Source organism: Actinomadura kijaniata NBRC 14229 (assembly GCF_001552175.1).
GTDB classification, from domain to species: Bacteria; Actinomycetota; Actinomycetes; order Streptosporangiales; family Streptosporangiaceae; genus Spirillospora; species Spirillospora kijaniata.
Window position 1 is genome coordinate 24,889 of sequence record NZ_BCQR01000055.1, and the last position, 15,929, is coordinate 40,817.

At 71.7% G+C, this 15,929-nt stretch carries 11 protein-coding genes; 10 read left to right on the forward strand and 1 reads right to left on the reverse strand.

What is annotated here, in order from left to right; genetic code table 11:
- Positions 1 to 143: 143 nt before the first annotated feature.
- The 10 genes from AKI01S_RS18635 (at position 144) to AKI01S_RS18680 (ending at position 13,892) form a co-directional block, all read left to right on the forward strand.
- Positions 144 to 2,129, forward strand: a complete 1,986-nt coding sequence (locus AKI01S_RS18635) for an alpha-1,4-glucan--maltose-1-phosphate maltosyltransferase (protein ID WP_157419932.1) — start codon at positions 144 to 146, stop codon at positions 2,127 to 2,129.
- On the forward strand, positions 2,126 to 4,213 hold the full coding sequence (gene treS / locus AKI01S_RS18640; RefSeq protein ID WP_245681684.1) for a maltose alpha-D-glucosyltransferase: 2,088 nt from the start codon (positions 2,126 to 2,128) through the stop codon (positions 4,211 to 4,213). The genes AKI01S_RS18635 and treS overlap by 4 nt, the downstream gene beginning before the upstream one ends.
- Positions 4,214 to 4,215: 2 nt before the next feature.
- On the forward strand, positions 4,216 to 5,667 hold the full coding sequence (locus AKI01S_RS18645; RefSeq protein WP_245681685.1) for a maltokinase N-terminal cap-like domain-containing protein: 1,452 nt from the start codon (positions 4,216 to 4,218) through the stop codon (positions 5,665 to 5,667).
- A gap of 346 nt (positions 5,668 to 6,013) precedes the next feature.
- Positions 6,014 to 6,895 (forward strand): glycosyltransferase family 2 protein, encoded by an 882-nt coding sequence (locus tag AKI01S_RS18650; RefSeq protein ID WP_083999803.1) that lies wholly within the window; start codon positions 6,014 to 6,016, stop codon positions 6,893 to 6,895.
- Positions 6,892 to 7,962, forward strand: a complete 1,071-nt coding sequence (locus tag AKI01S_RS18655; protein ID WP_067819048.1) for a GNAT family N-acetyltransferase — start codon at positions 6,892 to 6,894, stop codon at positions 7,960 to 7,962. The genes AKI01S_RS18650 and AKI01S_RS18655 overlap by 4 nt, the downstream gene beginning before the upstream one ends.
- On the forward strand, positions 7,959 to 9,008 hold the full coding sequence (locus AKI01S_RS18660; protein WP_245681686.1) for a glycosyltransferase family 2 protein: 1,050 nt from the start codon (positions 7,959 to 7,961) through the stop codon (positions 9,006 to 9,008). The genes AKI01S_RS18655 and AKI01S_RS18660 overlap by 4 nt, the downstream gene beginning before the upstream one ends.
- A gap of 163 nt (positions 9,009 to 9,171) precedes the next feature.
- Positions 9,172 to 9,978 carry a polysaccharide deacetylase family protein gene (locus tag AKI01S_RS18665; RefSeq protein ID WP_245681687.1) on the forward strand — a complete coding sequence of 269 codons (807 nt, stop codon included), beginning with the start codon at positions 9,172 to 9,174 and terminating at the stop codon, positions 9,976 to 9,978.
- The gene (locus AKI01S_RS18670; protein WP_067819051.1) at positions 9,971 to 11,326 is read left to right on the forward strand and encodes a lipopolysaccharide biosynthesis protein; all 1,356 of its coding nucleotides are present in this window, start codon (positions 9,971 to 9,973) and stop codon (positions 11,324 to 11,326) included. Before AKI01S_RS18665 ends, AKI01S_RS18670 begins: the two co-directional genes overlap by 8 nt.
- Before the next feature lie 2 nt (positions 11,327 to 11,328).
- A complete protein-coding gene (locus tag AKI01S_RS18675) occupies positions 11,329 to 13,533 on the forward strand; it encodes a hypothetical protein (protein ID WP_157419933.1) in 2,205 nt (734 codons plus the stop codon).
- Positions 13,530 to 13,892: a hypothetical protein gene (locus AKI01S_RS18680; RefSeq protein WP_067819056.1), complete on the forward strand. Its 363-nt coding sequence runs from the start codon at positions 13,530 to 13,532 to the stop codon at positions 13,890 to 13,892. The genes AKI01S_RS18675 and AKI01S_RS18680 overlap by 4 nt, the downstream gene beginning before the upstream one ends.
- Positions 13,893 to 13,900: 8 nt before the next feature.
- Here the strand turns inward: AKI01S_RS18680 and AKI01S_RS18685 are convergent, their stop codons facing one another.
- Positions 13,901 to 15,478 (reverse strand): hypothetical protein, encoded by a 1,578-nt coding sequence (locus AKI01S_RS18685; protein ID WP_067819059.1) that lies wholly within the window; start codon positions 15,476 to 15,478, stop codon positions 13,901 to 13,903.
- Positions 15,479 to 15,929: the final 451 nt, after the last annotated feature.

Sequence of the window (15,929 nt, forward strand, 5' to 3'; positions counted from 1 at the left end):
TCTTACCGCAGAGTAGGCACTCGATCGCCGCGAGGACGGTTTTCTCAATCACGAACGGGTAGGGAAGCCGCATGCGCGCCCAGCCCACCACGTCCCGCAAGTCTGATACGCCCCGCAAGCCCGAAATATCCAGAAGGTCGGGAATGACAAGACTTGGCCGTATCCCCATCCTCCAGGTGGCCCCGCTGGTCGAGTGCGGAAAGTGGCCCGCCAAGGCCGTCGTGGGCGAGACCTTCCAGGTCAACGCCACCGTCTTCCGTGAAGGGCACGAGCGGCTCGGCGCGGCCGTGGTGCTGCGCGACCCCCACGGCGAGGTCCAGTCGCCGGTCCGGATGACCGAGATCGCCCAAGGCCTCGACCGCTACGGCGCGGACGTCACCGTCACCGCGCCCGGCACCTGGCACTACCGGGTCGAGGCGTGGGGCGACTCCCTGGCCCACTGGCGGCACGACGCCGAGATCAAGGTGCCGCGCGGGCAGGACGTCGAGCTGATGCTCACCGAGGGCGCGCTGCTGTTCGAACGCGCCGCCGAGGCCCTGCCCTCCCACGACCGGCAGGTGTTCGTCCGGCTGGCGCACACGCTGCGGGACCGGACCCTGTCGCCCGCCGCGCGCATGGAGGCCGCCGCCACGCCCGACGTGCGCGACCTGGAGGACCGCTACCCGCTGCGCGACCTGCTGACCGCCACCGAGTGGTTCCCGCTGGTCGTCCACCGGGAACGCGCGCTGTTCGGCTCCTGGTACGAGTTCTTCCCCCGCTCCGAGGGCGCGCAGTTCGACCCGATGGGGCGGCGCGGACCGCTGTCGGGAACGTTCCGCACCGCGATGAAGCGGCTGCCCGCCATCGCCGACATGGGCTTCGACGTGGTGTACCTGCCGCCGATCCACCCGATCGGCCGCACCTTCCGCAAGGGGCCCAACAACACCCTGGAGGCCGGCCCCTACGACCCGGGCTCGCCGTGGGCGATCGGCTCGGCGGAGGGCGGGCACGACGCCGTCCACCCCGACCTCGGCACGATCGAGGACTTCGACGCGTTCGTCGCCTACGCCCGCGACCTCGGCATGGAGGTCGCGCTCGACTTCGCGCTCCAGTGCTCCCCCGACCACCCGTGGGTCGGCGAGCACCCCGAGTGGTTCACCACCCGCGCCGACGGCACCATCGCCTACGCCGAGAACCCGCCCAAGAAGTACCAGGACATCTACCCCCTCAACTTCGACAACGACCCCGAGGGCATCTACGCCGAGATCCTGCGGGTGCTGCGGCACTGGATGGACCACGGCGTGCGGATCTTCCGGGTGGACAACCCGCACACCAAACCGGTGCCGTTCTGGGAACGCCTGCTGGCCGAGGTCGCCGAGACCGATCCCGACGTGCTGTTCCTGGCCGAGGCGTTCACCCGGCCGGCGATGATGCACACCCTCGCCAGGATCGGCTTCCACCAGTCCTACACCTACTTCACCTGGAAGAACTCCCGGCACGAGCTGGAGGAGTACTTCACCGAGCTGTCCGGCGAGGCGGCCGCCTACATGCGGCCCAACGTCTTCGTCAACACCCCCGACATCCTCAACGAGTACCTGGTGCACGGCGGACGCCCCGCGTTCGAGATCCGCGCGGTGCTGGCCGCGCTGCTGTCCCCCACCTGGGGCGTGTACTCCGGCTACGAACTGATCGAGAACGTCCCCGTCCGTCCCGGCAGCGAGGAGTACCGCGACTCCGAGAAGTACCAGTACAAACCCCGCGACTGGGAGCAGGCCGAACGCGAGGGACGCTCCATCGCCCCGCTGATCGGCCGCCTCAACGAGCTGCGGCGGGGGCACCCGGCGCTGCACAGGCTGCGCAACCTGAGATTCCATCATGTGGACCAGTCCGAACTGATCTGTTTCAGCAAGGCGCTGGGCGACGACGTCGTGATCGCGGTGGTGAACCTCAACCCTCACCAGGCCCGCGAGGCGACCGTCCACCTGGACCTGACCGCACTGGGGCTGGACGCCGACGCCGCCGCCCACGGGTTCGAGGTCACCGACGAGCTGTCGGGGGCGACCTACACCTGGTGGCAGGCCAACTACGTGCGTCTGGACCCCCACGAACAGCCGGCCCACATCTTCACGCTTCGGGGAAGGACGAGTTGAGCACCTCCGACCAGCCCACGCCCGCCGACCCCACCGGCCCCACCGGCCCCACCGACCACGACAGCGACAGCGAGATCCCGACCCACGACCTGCCGCCCCACGAGGGCCGCAGCGCGGAGGAACGGCGCGCCGAGGACCGCCGGACCGAGGAGCGCCGGGCCGAGACCCGCAGCGGGGAGCCCCGTTCGGTGACCGAGTCCCGCGAGTCGCACGCGATGCGCCCGGCGGCGGGCGGCGCGCCCTCGGTGTCCGCCCCCTCCGCTTCCACGACCACCCCGCTGCCCCCACCGGGCGCGGTGCCCGAGGAGGAGCCGATCACCGAGTTGCCCCCCGACGCGGCCCCGCCGTCGTACGAGCCGGTCCCCGACGCGTTCGACCCCGAGACCCCCCGCGATCCGCACTGGTTCAAGACCGCCGTGTTCTACGAGGTGTCGGTGCGCGGGTTCGCCGACTCCAACAACGACGGGTACGGCGACCTGCGCGGCCTCATCGAGCGGCTGGACCACCTCCAGTGGCTCGGCGTGGACTGCCTGTGGCTGCTGCCGATCTACCACTCGCCGCTGAAGGACGGCGGCTACGACATCAGCGACTACACCAAGATCCTTCCGGAGTTCGGCGAGCTCGGCGACTTCGTGGAGCTGATCGACCAGGCGCACGCCCGCGGCATCCGCGTGGTCGCCGACCTGGTCATGAACCACACCAGCGACCAGCACCCGTGGTTCCAGGCGTCGCGGACCGACCCCGACGGCCCGTTCGGCGACTTCTACGTGTGGTCCGACACCGACGAGAAGTACGCCGACGCCCGCATCATCTTCGTGGACACCGAGACGTCGAACTGGACGTTCGACCCGGTGCGCGGGCAGTACTACTGGCACCGCTTCTTCTCCCACCAGCCCGACCTGAACTACGACAACCCTGCCGTGCAGGACGCGATGCTGGAGGTGCTGCGGTTCTGGCTGGACCTCGGCATCGACGGGTTCCGGCTGGACGCGGTGCCCTACCTGTACGAGCGCGAGGGCACCAACTGCGAGAACCTGCCCGAGACGCACGCCTACCTCAAGCGCGTCCGCGCCGAGGTGGACCGCCTCTACCCCGACCGGGTGCTGCTGGCCGAGGCCAACCAGTGGCCCGCCGACGTGGTGGAGTACTTCGGCGATCCGGGCGTGGGCGGCGACGAGTGCCACATGGCGTTCCACTTCCCCGTCATGCCGCGGATCTTCATGGCGGTGCGGCGCGAGCAGCGCTACCCCATCTCCGAGATCATGGCGCAGACGCCGAAGATCCCCGAGAACTGCCAGTGGGGCATCTTCCTGCGCAACCACGACGAGCTCACGTTGGAGATGGTCACCGACGAGGAGCGCGACTACATGTACGCCGAGTACGCCAAGGATCCCCGGATGAAGGCCAACATCGGGATCCGGCGGCGGCTCGCCCCCCTGCTGGACAACGACCGCAACCAGCTGGAGCTGTTCACCGCGCTGCTGCTGTCGCTGCCCGGCTCGCCCGTCCTGTACTACGGCGACGAGATCGGGATGGGCGACAACATCTGGCTCGGCGACCGCGACGCGGTCCGCACCCCCATGCAGTGGACGCCCGACCGCAACGCGGGGTTCTCGCGCTGCGACCCCGCCCGGCTCTACCTGCCGCTCATCATGGACCCGATCTACGGCTACCAGGCCGTCAACGTCGAGGCCCAGCGCGACAACCCCGGCTCGCTGCTCAACTGGACCCGCAAGATGATCGAGATCCGGCAGCGGCACCCGGTGTTCGGCGTCGGCGAGTACGTCGAGCTGTCGGCGTCCAACCCCAGCGTGCTGGCGTTCGTGCGGGAGATCCCCGACGGGGAGGCCAACCAGTGGGGCGGCATGGACACCGTCCTGTGCGTCAACAACCTGTCCCGGTTCCCGCAGCCGGTGGAGCTGGACCTGCGCCGGTTCCGCGGCTCCACCCCGATCGAGTGCATGGGCGGGGTGCAGTTCCCGGCGATCGGCGAGCTGCCCTACCTGCTGACCCTGCCCGGCCACGGCTTCTACTGGTTCCTGCTGCCGCCCGCCCCCGCCGACGCCGGTGACGAGGTGATCTGACCGTGCCCGCCGAGTCCACGATGGCCGCCCTGCTGCACGACTGGCTGCCCCGCCAGCGCTGGTTCGCCGGCAAGGACCGGCCGGTGACCGAGGTGTCGCTCGGCACCGCCACCGAACTGCTGCCGGGCGATCCGGGGCTCCGGCACCTGGTGCTGGACGTCCGGCAGGGCGACATCGTGGACCACTACCAGGTCCTGCTGGGCACCCGGCGGGTCCTGCCCGACCGCCTCGCGCACGCCGAGATCGGCCGGGTCGGAGAGGGGCACGACGCGACGCACGTCTACGACGCCGTCCACGATCCGGAGCTGAACCGGGCGCTGCTGGCCGGGGTCGCCGAGGAGGCGGCGGTGGGGCCGCTGCGGTTCCGCCGCGTCCCCGACACGGCGATCGACCTCTCGGCCCCGGGGACGCCGATGTCGGCCGAGCAGAGCAACACCTCCCTGGTGTACGGCGAGACCCACATCTGCAAGCTGTTCCGGCGACTGTCGCCCGGCCCCAGCCCCGACCTGGAGATCAACCTGGCGCTGTCGGAGCTGGGCTGCCCGCACGTCCCGGCCGTGCACGGATGGATCGAGCTGGCGACCGCCGACGGCGGGGAGCCGGTCACGCTGGCGCTGCTGTCGGAGTTCCTGCGCGGCGGCGGCGACGGGTGGCGGCTGGCGACCACCAGCGTGCGCGACTGGTTCGCGATGCCGATGACGCGCGGCGCGGAGCCCTACCCCGGGGCCCCCGCCAGGCGTCCCAACGGGAGCTACACGGCGGCCGACCCGGGCTGGGCGGGCGGCGACTTCGCGGCCGAGGCCGAGCGCCTCGGCGCGGCGACCGCGGCGGTCCACCGCGACCTGGCCCGCGCGTTCGGCGTCACCGAGGTCGGCGCCGAGCACGTCCGGGAGATGGCGCAGGCCATGCGCCGCCAGCTCGACGAGGTCGCGGCGGACGTCCCGGAGCTGGCCCCGCACGCCGGGGCGATCGGCGCGACCTTCGACGCGCTGGCCGAGCGCACCGAGCCGCTGACCCTGCAACGCGTCCACGGCGACCTGCACCTCGGGCAGGCCATGCGCACCGGCCACGGGTGGACGCTGCTGGACTTCGAGGGCGAGCCCGCGCGCACCCCCGAGGAGCGCCGGGCGCTGGGGCACCCGCTGCGGGACGTGGCGGGGATGCTGCGGTCGTTCGAGTACGCGGCGCGGTTCCTGCACGCCGACGAGGGGCACGCGCCCCCGGCGGTGGCGCTGGAGCAGGAGCGGCGGGCGCTGGCGTGGGCCGAGCGCAACCGGGAGGCGTTCTGCCGGGGCTACGCGGCGGCGGGCGGTCCGGACCCGGCCGCGCACCGGGTGCTGACGCGGGCGCTGGAGTTCGACAAGGCGGTGTACGAGATCCGTTATGAGGCCCGCAACCGGCCCTCCTGGCTGACCGTTCCCCTGCATTCGCTGGCTCATCTGACGGCGCGTTGATCTCTATAGCGACAAAAGCCATGAATCAGTCAAAAAATCGCCACCGCCCGGTTATGATCAAATGCAGGTGATCTTTTTTCGCGGCCGCCCGGAACCAGGGGGCGAAAACGCCGCACCACCCCGCTGACGTGGCCACATCCGGTCAATGGGCGCTGTCACGTTTATCCGCTTTCCCCCTCTATGACCGGCCGAGCGAACCGCGACCGCCCCCTTACCAGTCGGAGCCGTACCAGGTACGTAGGCGATCCTGCGCAACTTACGGGAGTGAACGTCCGATCGGCCCAAACATGATGGGCGGACCCGACATCTAAAGGGTCAAGACGTCAACCACTTACGGGGAACTCCCATGCGACCTGATGACTCCTCCGTGCACGTCACCGGAGCGGTGGGGGCGGCCTCCCTCCCGCTCCCCACCAACCTCCGGAACCTCTCGGGGCACGCGCGGCGCTGGCCGACCGTGACCGCCGTGATCCCCACCCTCAACGAGGTCGAGAACCTGCGATGGCTCCTGCCGCGGCTGACCGCGGTGGACGAGATCGTGATCGTCGACGGCGAGTCCAGCGACGGCACGGTGGAGTACGTGCTGACCGTCCGTCCGGACGCCAAGGTGATCGTCGAGCCGCCCACGGGGAAGGGCAGCGCCATGCGGACGGGGATGGCCGCGGCGACCGGCGAGATGATCATCATGCTGGACGCCGACGGCAGCATGGACCCGGCCGAGTTCGACTCGTTCCTCGCGCTGCTGTGCCGCGGCTACGACTTCGTCAAGGGCACCCGCTACGGCTGCGGCGGCGGCTCCGACGACCTGACCGGCCTGCGCCGCGTCGGCAACTCGGCGCTGACCTGGCTGGCCAACCGCCTGTACCGGCAGAACTGGTCGGACCTGTGCTACGGCTACGTGGCCATGCGCCGCGACGCGGTGGACCGGCTCCGGCTGGAGTCCACCGGCTTCGAGATCGAGACCGAGATGTGCGTCAACGCCGTCCGGGCCGGTCTGCGCATCGCCGAGGTCCCCAGCCACGAGACCGAGCGGCGGCACGGCGAGTCCAACCTCAACACCTGGCGGGACGGCTGGCGCGTGCTGCGCACCATGATCCGCCTGCGCTTCCGGGGCCCGCTGGAGCCGGTGACCGAGCCCGCCGCGGGCCCCGCCGTCCGCCCGCACCCCGCCGAGCCGGTCCACCTGGACTGGGAGGCGGCCGCGTTCAGCAGGACAGGGACCGAGTGAAGATCACCGTTGTGCGCCCGCTCGACCTCGGCGAGACCGAGGTCAAGCGGTGGCGCGACCTCCAGCTCACCGGGCCCGACCTGATGAACCCGTTCCTGGCGCCGGAGTTCACCCTCGGCGTCGGGCTGTTCCGCGACGACGTGCGCGTCGCCGTCGTCGAGGACGGGCCGGACGTGGCCGCGTTCTTCCCCTTCCAGCGCGGCCCGCTCGGCACCGGCCACCCCGTGGGGTTCGGCCTGACCGACCTGCAGGGGATCGTCGCCCCGCCCGACCTCGACCTGGACGCCCGCGCGCTGCTGCGGGCGTGCCGGATCGGCGTGTGGGACTTCGACCACCTGCTGGCGTCCCAGGTCGTGTTCAGGCCGTTCCACACGGTGCGCCGCGTCGAACCCGTCATGGAGCTCGGCGAGGGGTTCGAGGCGTTCGAGGCGCACCTGCGGAAGGCCGCGCCCAAGACCCACAAGACCATCCGCTACAAGGAGCGCAAGCTCGGCCGCGACGTCGGCGAGCTGCGCTACGAGTTCGAGTCGCGCGAGACCGCCGACCTGAAGCGGCTCATGGACTGGAAGTCCGAGCAGTACAACCGCACCGGGCGGACCGACCGGTTCGCCCGGCCGTGGATCGTACGGCTGGTGCGGCACCTCCACGAGACCGGGTTCGGGGTGCTCAGCGTGCTGTGGGCGGGCGACGAACCGGTCTCCGCCCACTTCGGGCTGCGCAACGGCCCGGTCATGGCGGGCTGGTTCCCCGCCTACGACACCCGGTTCGGCAAGTACTCCCCCGGCATGATCGGCCATCTGCTGCTCGCCCGGGGCTGCGCCGACAACGGCGTCACCGAGATCGCGATGGGCCGCGGCGGCAAGGAGTTCAAGGAGGGCTTCAAGGGCCGCGAGATCCCCATCGCCGAGGGCCGGATCGCCCGGCCCACGCCCGCCGCCGCGCTCCACTGGGCCCGCACCACCCCGGTCAACCGGGCGCGCGGCGCGGTGCTGGACAACCCGGCGCTCTACCGGAAGGCGGACCGCGTCCTGAAGACCTACGCACGGCTGAGGAGGCGGGCGTCGTGAGCACCACCCTGCCGATCTCCGTCGTGATCTGCGCCTACACCGAGAAGCGCTGGGACGACGTGCACGCCGCCGTCGCGTCGGTGCGCGCCCAGCGGCACGCCCCGTTCGAGATCATCGTCGTGGTCGACCACAACCCGGCCCTGCACGCCCGGCTGAAGGCCTCCCTGCCCGACGTCACCGTCGTGGAGAACCGCGAGGACCGGGGCCTGTCGGGCGGCAAGAACACCGGCGTCGCGGTCGCGCGCGGCGACGTGGTGGCCTTCCTCGACGACGACGCGGTCGCCGCGCCGGGCTGGCTGGAGGCGTTCGCCAAGCACTACGACGACCCGAGGGTCGCCGGGGTCGGCGGGCTGACGCTGCCGCTGTGGCCCGGCTCCACGCCCTCCGGCGCGCTGGTGGACGACCCGGTCCCGGCCACGACCGGCACCCGGCCGCGCTGGTTCCCCGAGGAGTTCGACTGGACGGTCGGCTGCACCTACCGGGGGCTGACGCCGGGGCCGGTCCGCAACGTGATGGGCGGCAACGCCTCGTTCCGCCGCGACATGTTCCCGATCGCCGGAGGCTTCAGCTCCGGCATCGGGCGAAGCTTCCACAAACGGCCCCTGGGCTGCGAGGAGACCGAGTTCTGCATCCGGCTGCGGCAGCGCAGCCCCGGATCGGAGCTGATCTACGACGACCAGGCGGTCATCTGGCACCGGGTGCCCTCCGAACGCGCCCGCTTCGCCTACTTCCGCGAACGCTGCTACGCCGAAGGACTGTCGAAGGCGCTGGTCACCCAGAGCGTCGGCAGCCAGGACGGCCTGGCCAGCGAGCGCGCCCACGCCCTCAGGACGCTGCCGCGCGGCGTCCTGGCCGGGGTGTCCGACGCGGTCAAGGGCGACCGCGCCGGGCTCGGCCGGGCCGGAGCGATCACCGTCGGGCTGGCGTGGACGGCCTGGGGCTACGCGATGGGACAGTACGCGGCGCGGCGGCGGACTCGCCGCTCCCGCCGCCTCGTCGCCCGCGCCGGCCCCGAGGACGTCCGCGGCCGCGAGGAGACGACCTGACGCGCACCGGGCCGGGTGCGGGCGCACCGGCGGGCCCTCCGGCCCGCCGGTGCGCCCGCGCGTCCAGCGGGCGGCCGGTGCCGGTCACGAGGGTAAAGCTTCCGAACCTTTGCCTCGCCGGCGGCGTTCCAACCCATAGACCAACGAGCCACTGGACGAACCCGTGAGCGTTCCCATCCTGATGTACCACTCGGTACGCGAGCGGCCGCCGAAGCAGACCGCGGCCCTCGCGGTGACGCCCGGCGCGTTCGCCGACCAGATGGCGCTGCTGGCCGAGGAGGGGTTCACGCCGATCCCGTTCGGGGCGCTGCGCGAGGCCCACCGGCACCCCCGGCCGATCGTGATCACCTTCGACGACGGGTACGCCGACTTCCACGGGCACGCGCTGCCGGTCCTGGAGCGGCACGGGTTCCCCGCCACGGTGTTCGTGACCACCGGCTGGCTCGCCGACGCCGGGCCGGACGCGGCGGGACGCCCGCTGGACACGATGATGGCGTGGTCGCAGGTCCGCGAGGCCGCCGCGCACGGCGTGGAGATCGGCGGGCACAGCCACAGCCACCCGCAGCTCGACCAGCTCGGCGACGCCGCGCTCCGCGACGAGCTGACCCGCAACCGGGGACTGCTGGAGGACCGCGCCGGCGTCCCGATCACCACGATGGCCTACCCCTTCGGGTATTCGAGCGCGCGCGTGAGGCGTGCGGTACGCGCCGCGGGGTATGAGACGGCGTGTGCGGTCGCCAACCGCCTCGCCGACCCCCGCCGCCTCGGCGACGGGAGCGCCGCGCGCGACGACGTGCTGGCGGTCCCCCGGCTGACCGTCCGCATGTCCACCTCGCTCGCCACGTTCGCCACGATCGTCGACGGGAGGAACATCTCCCTGATCTTCCTCAGGGACCGTGCGCTCACCAAGGGCTACGCCGTGCTGCGGCGGGCCCGCTACGGAGTCAGGAAAGCGACGGGCCGTGTCTGACCGGAGCCCCCTGGCCACGTCCCGCCCCGAGCCGCGGGCCGGGACGAGCGCCCGCCTGCGCGAGTGGCTGCGCGGCGAGCTGTCCAACCCGATGTTCCGCAGCGCCTACGCGCTCATGCTCAACGGCGGCGTGACGACGCTGCTGGGCGCGGCGTTCTGGGGCCTGGGCCCGCTGTTCTACCGCGACCCCGCCGACTTCGGCCGCATGTCCTCCGTCAACCAGGCGATCATGTTCGTCGGCGGCGTCACCATGCTCAACTTCCTGCTGATCCGGTTCCTTCCGGAGACGGCCCGCAACACCCGCCGGCTGGTACTGCTGTGCTACGCCGTCGGCGCGGTCGCCGCCGCCGGGGTCGGGACCGCGTTCCTGGTGACGGTCCAGGTCTGGGGGCGGCACTGGGACAACTTCGACCATCTGCACGGGCTCGGCGCGGGCCTGGCCTTCCTGGCGATGGCGGTCGCGTGGAACCTGTGGAACGCCATGGAGGCCGTCTTCACCGGGCTGCGCCACGCCGGATGGGTCCCGGCCGTCAACACGGTCTGGTCACTGGTCCGGCTCGGGCTGCTGATGGCGCTGGCGTCGGCGTTCCCGCACAACGGCGTCATCCTGGCCTGGTACCTGCCGGTGATGGTGCTGCTGGTCCCGGCCAACGCGGTCATCTTCGGCCGGCTGATCCCCGAGCACCGCCGCGTCAACGAGGGCCGGGGCCACCGCTCCACGCCCCGCCAGATGGCCGCCTACTTCGGCACCGGCTACCTGGGCGGCGCGCTCCAGTTCGCGACGCTCAGCCTCGTGCCGATCGTCGTCGCCGCGCACCTGTCCCCCACGACGACCGGCTACTTCCAGGTCGCCTGGGTCGCGGGCATGATGCTGGACCTGGCGGCGATCACCCTGTCGTACTCGCTCACCGTCCAGGGCTCCTTCGACCGGGAGTCGCTGGCCGCCTCCACCCGCGCGGCGCTGCGCCGCACCGCGTTCCTGCTGGTCCCGGCCATCCTCCTGGCGATCGTGGCCGCGCCGTACGCGCTGCGGATCTACGGCCACGACTACGTCAGCGGCGCGCCGCTGTTCCAGGTCCTGGCCCTCGCCGTCATCCCGAAGGCGGTCATCGAGCTCTATATCGGCGCGCTGCGGGTCCACAACCGCACCCGGCTGATCGCCCTGCTCCAGGGGGTCCGGCTGGTGGGCATGCTCGGCCTGGTCCTCCTGCTGATCGACGAGCGGCACCTGTACACCATCGGCGTGGCGGTCGTGGTCGTGAACGTCGCGGTCGCGCTGGCGATCCTGCCGGGCCTGCGCCGCGTCATCAGCCCTTCCACGACGAGCCGGGAGCGGGATATCTCTTGAACGTGACGGTTCGTGCGGCCGGGCACCCCGAGGGGCGCTCCGAGTCCACCCCTCCCGCCCCCCGCGTGGGGCGGCCGGTGCTGTTCGGCATCATCGGCCTGATGACGCTGGGCACCCTGCTGTTCTGGGTGCCGCTGCGGAACGTGGACATGGACGCGATGTCCGGGCACGGCCTGATCAGCGTCCTGCCGGTGGCGACGCTGATCGGCGCGGCGGCGCTGGTGCTGGCGTTCATGTGGACGCTGGCGCTGCCCCGGCCCCGCGTGCTGCTGCTCAGCCTCCAGATCCTGATCCTGCTGTGCTCGCTGCACGGCGTCACGCTCGCGCTGGAGCCGATCGCGCGGTTCCCGACGTCCTGGCAGACGGCCGGGCTGATCGAGTACGTGATGCGCAACGGCGACGTGTCCTGGACGCTGGACGCCCGGTTCTCCACGCCGGGGTTCTTCGCGTTCATGGCGTTCCTCGCCAAGGCCGTCGGCCAGAACGACCTGGAACCGCTGCTGCGCTGGGCCCCGCCGGTCATCAACCTGCTGTACCTGGTCCCCTACGTGCTGATCCTGCGGGTGCTGCGGGCGACCTGGCGGGCCAAGTGGCTGGCGGCGTTCCTGTTCCTGGCGGCCAACTGGGTGGGGCAGGACTACCTGTCGCCGCAGGCGTTCGCGTACCTGCTGTACCTGTTCTTCGTGGCGATCCTGGTCAACTGGTTCCGCCACCACGACGAGCGGCTGCAACGCCCCGGCCGGCGCCGTTCCGGGGAGACCCGCGAGCGCACCGGCGGCTTCTGGCGGGTCTACAACTGGCTGTTCTCGGTCAAGGACCCCGGCGAGCTGCCCGCGCCGCAGGTGGCGGTGCGCCAGCAGTCGATCCTGCTGTTCCTGCTGTTCGGCCTGATCCTGGTCGGCACGGCGGCGCACCAGCTCACGCCGTTCCTGATGACGGCCTCGTGCGCGGGCCTGGTGGTGGCGCGGCGGTGCAGCCTGCGCGGGCTGCCGTTCATCGCGGGCATCGTCTACGCGGGCTGGATCAGCTTCATGACGGTGGGCTACTGGGTCTCCCGCAAGAAGGAACTGATCGACAGCATCGGCGACCTGCTGGGCAACCTGACCCAGAGCACCAGCGGGCGGATCAGCAACAGCAGCCCGCAGATCGCCGACATCCAGCAGCTGCGCATCCTGATCACCCTGGTGATCGTGACGCTGGCGGTCGCGGGGCTGCTGCGCCGCCGCGCCCGGGGCATCGACGACCGGGTGGCGCTGGTGCTGATGCTGGTGCCGTTCAGCTCCCTCGGCCTCCAGAACTACGGCGGCGAGATCGCGCTGCGGATCTACTTCTTCATGCTGCCCGCCGCGTGCCTGCTGGTGGCGTACCTGTTCTTCCCGGCCCCGTTCGACGCGCCCGCCGTCCGCGACCCCAAGATCCGCATCCGCTTCGGCAGGCTCCGCACCGGCCCCTGGCGGCACGTGCCGGCCGTGGCGGCGGCGTCGCTGTTCGCCCTGGCCCTGACCGGCGGCTTCCTGACCGTCCGGTACGGGAACGAGAAGTTCGAGCAGGTCCGCGAGAGCGACATCAGGGCGTTCGAGACGATGCTGGACGTCCACCGGGGCCCGATCGGCGTCGTGTGGCTGACCGGCGAGGACGCCGCCGCGACCGGCGGCAACCCCAACACCATGCCGTGGGGCTTCCGGGACTGGGAACGCTTCCAGTACACGCCGGTGCTCGCCAACCGCGCCAATCCCGGCGACGTCACCCCGATCGTGACGGCGATGCAGCAGCAGGCGGCGGGCGGCGCGGGAGCGTTCTTCATCACCACCCGCAGCAACGAGGACGCCCAGGTCCTCAACACCAGCCTGGCCCGCGACTACGCCACGAGGATGCGCGCGGCCCTGGACGCCGCGGCGAGCCAGCCCGCCCCGAAGATCAAGAAGGTCTTCGGCGACCGCGACGCCGCCGTGTACGGCCTGGTCCAGCAGCCCGCCCCCGCCCCCGTCCCCGGCCCCACCGGCCTCGGCCTGCGCTCCTCCCCCTGGACCCCGGCGGGCATGGTCTACCTGCCGGTCCTGCTGGGGGTCCTGCTGGCCCGCGAACTGCGCCGCCTGCGCCTGCCCCCCAACGACCTGCGCCGCCTGCGCCCGCTCACCGTGCTGGCCACGCCCCTGCTGCTCAGCGTCGTGGCGGTCATCGTGGAGAGGTTCATCGTCATCAAATGAAACTCCTGCTGGCCCTGCTGCTGCTCGTCGTCCCCGGAACGGCGTTCTGGTCCCTGCTGCGCGGCCTGGACCCGGTGGGCCGCCTGGTGGTCTCGATCGCCGCCGCCATCGTCCTGATCGCCGGAACGGCCCAGACGATGCTGATCCTCGGCACCTGGTCCCTGCACGGCGGCCTCATCGCCCTGGGCGCGCTGAGCGCCCTGCTGGCCCTGTCGGGCCGCGTCCACCGCAGGAGGCAGCCCCCACCGGCGGCCCTCCCGCCCCGCCCGGTCCCCGCCGGAGCGAACGTGACCCGCCAGGACCTCCGCCTCCCCCACAAGGAGGAGGCGGAGGACGACGACTGGCTCTTCAAGGAGTGAGGAGCGCGTCAGCGCACGCCGTAGGCGTGAACGAGGGTCTGGTCGACGCTCGTGCCCTCGACGGTCCGGGCCGCGGAGCGGAACGACACGTGGCCCGAGGCGGGCGAGGGGATCCGCGCCAGCCAGCGGTCGCCGTCGCGGCGTAGCCCGACGTCCTTCCACGTCGCGCCGTCGTCGGTGGACACGCTCAACGTGAGCGCCTCGACCTTCGCCGGAGCGGTTCCCCGACCGTCCGGGGTCATCTGCTCGACGGCGAGCGCGACGGGCTGGACCGTGCCCGCGCGGGCGCGGTTGTGGTCGTCCAGGGTGGTGTCGTAGCGGACCACCGGCAGCGGGAAGGCCGTCATCGCCGTGCCCGGCGCGTCGAAGGACCAGGTCACCCGCTGCGACGAGGACAGCTCCGTCCAGGGCGCGCGGTGCCGTGCGTCCACGACGAGGCGGTGCCTGCCGGTGCGCGGCGTGGTGAGGACGTTGCCGTCGCCGGGGTGGTTGGTGGCCGCCACGACCTCGCCCCGCTCGTCGTACAGGGTCGTCCCGCCGGTCAGGTACGGCACGTAGCGCGCCAGGTAGGCGTGGGTGCCCCAGGACGCCAGCATCGGCACCTGGATGTCGGGTTCGCTGCCCGCGTCACCCTCGGGGTTCCAGCGGAAGAGGCCCGGAGCAGGGCCGAAGGGGGCGTTGTTCCACGTGGCGGTGTACGCCCCGGGGCGGGGGAAGGTCCGGGCCCGCTGGGTGACCTCCGGCGGCTGGTTCTCCCAGTCGCATCCGGTGGTCGTCACCCCCTCGGAGAACCGCCAGTTCAGTCCGGGGGTGAAGTACTCGGTCCGGGTGACCGGCAGGTTCCCCACAGGCGCGTAAGGCAGGAAGACCACGCCGGTCCCCCAGTCCACACCGCTGTGGCCGCCCGCGCACGAATTGGGGCCGGGGGCGGTGTGCCGGGTCCGCACGGCGGCGAGATCCCGCGTGTGCGCACGCAGCACCGGATCGCTTGGCACCCCATCGAACTGCCGGGCGAGGTCGAACAGGTAGGGGCTTCCGCTCTCGGCGCCGTCGCGCGTCAGCTTCGCGTGCAGCTGCAAGGCCAGCCCCGGCGCGTCGTCGACCGGCGTGAGGTGGGCGTTCGGGAGGTCCATCGAGGCCATGTTGATCGTTTCGGCGCCGATCCGCTGGACGATGGCGGCCGAGCCGGTCAGCACCCGGGCGTCGGGCCGATCGGCCACCTCCGCCGACACGGGCCGCGCCGCGCGGGCGTCGAGGACCAGCACGCCGTCCCGCCGCACGGAGTAGCGCGACAGGTACACCAGCGTGGTGGAACGCACGCCGCCGTCGTCCGGGGTGACCACGTAGACCTGCACGACGTAATCACCCGCGGGAAGTTCACCGGTCACGGTGCCGTTGTTCAGCGGAGCGGTGAGCCACTCACGCCCGTCCAGCGAGGTGACGTACACCTCCGGGGCATCAGCGGTGGCGGGGGCGCGACCGCGCCGGTCCAGCACGTTGAAGGTGACGCGATGCCCCGAGGCGACACGCCGGACCTTGCCCAGCGACCGGTACCGATGACGGTGCGCCGGCCCGTCAACCGCCACCGCGCCCTTGAGAAACCCATGCCCTCCACCCTTCGGCGCGACGACGGCCCCAGCATCCACGGACGGCACCCCGAACGCTCCAACGGCCATCACCACCGCCACCAACATGGCTGCTTTCTTCACGCGAGCCCCTCCCGTCTCCGACGTTTCACCCCCTACTCGGCCACAAGGGACAAAAGAGTTCCCATCCACACGGCCAGGCGCGAACGCCAGAGCGAGAGACCACCCCCAAGCGTCCCCGAAAGCCGACCACAAGACGGAAGGACGCAGGAGCAAAGCCCCACGAGGGGCTGCAGGGGACGGAGCCCTCTACCGGGGTGCGGAGCGGAGCCCTGCCGAGGCATGGGGGCGAAGCCCCACGAGGGGGTGCGGGAGCGAAGCCCTGCCGGGGCGTGGGGCAGAGCCCTGCCGGGGTTGTAGGGGGCGGAGGCACCCGCCGGGGTTGTAAAGG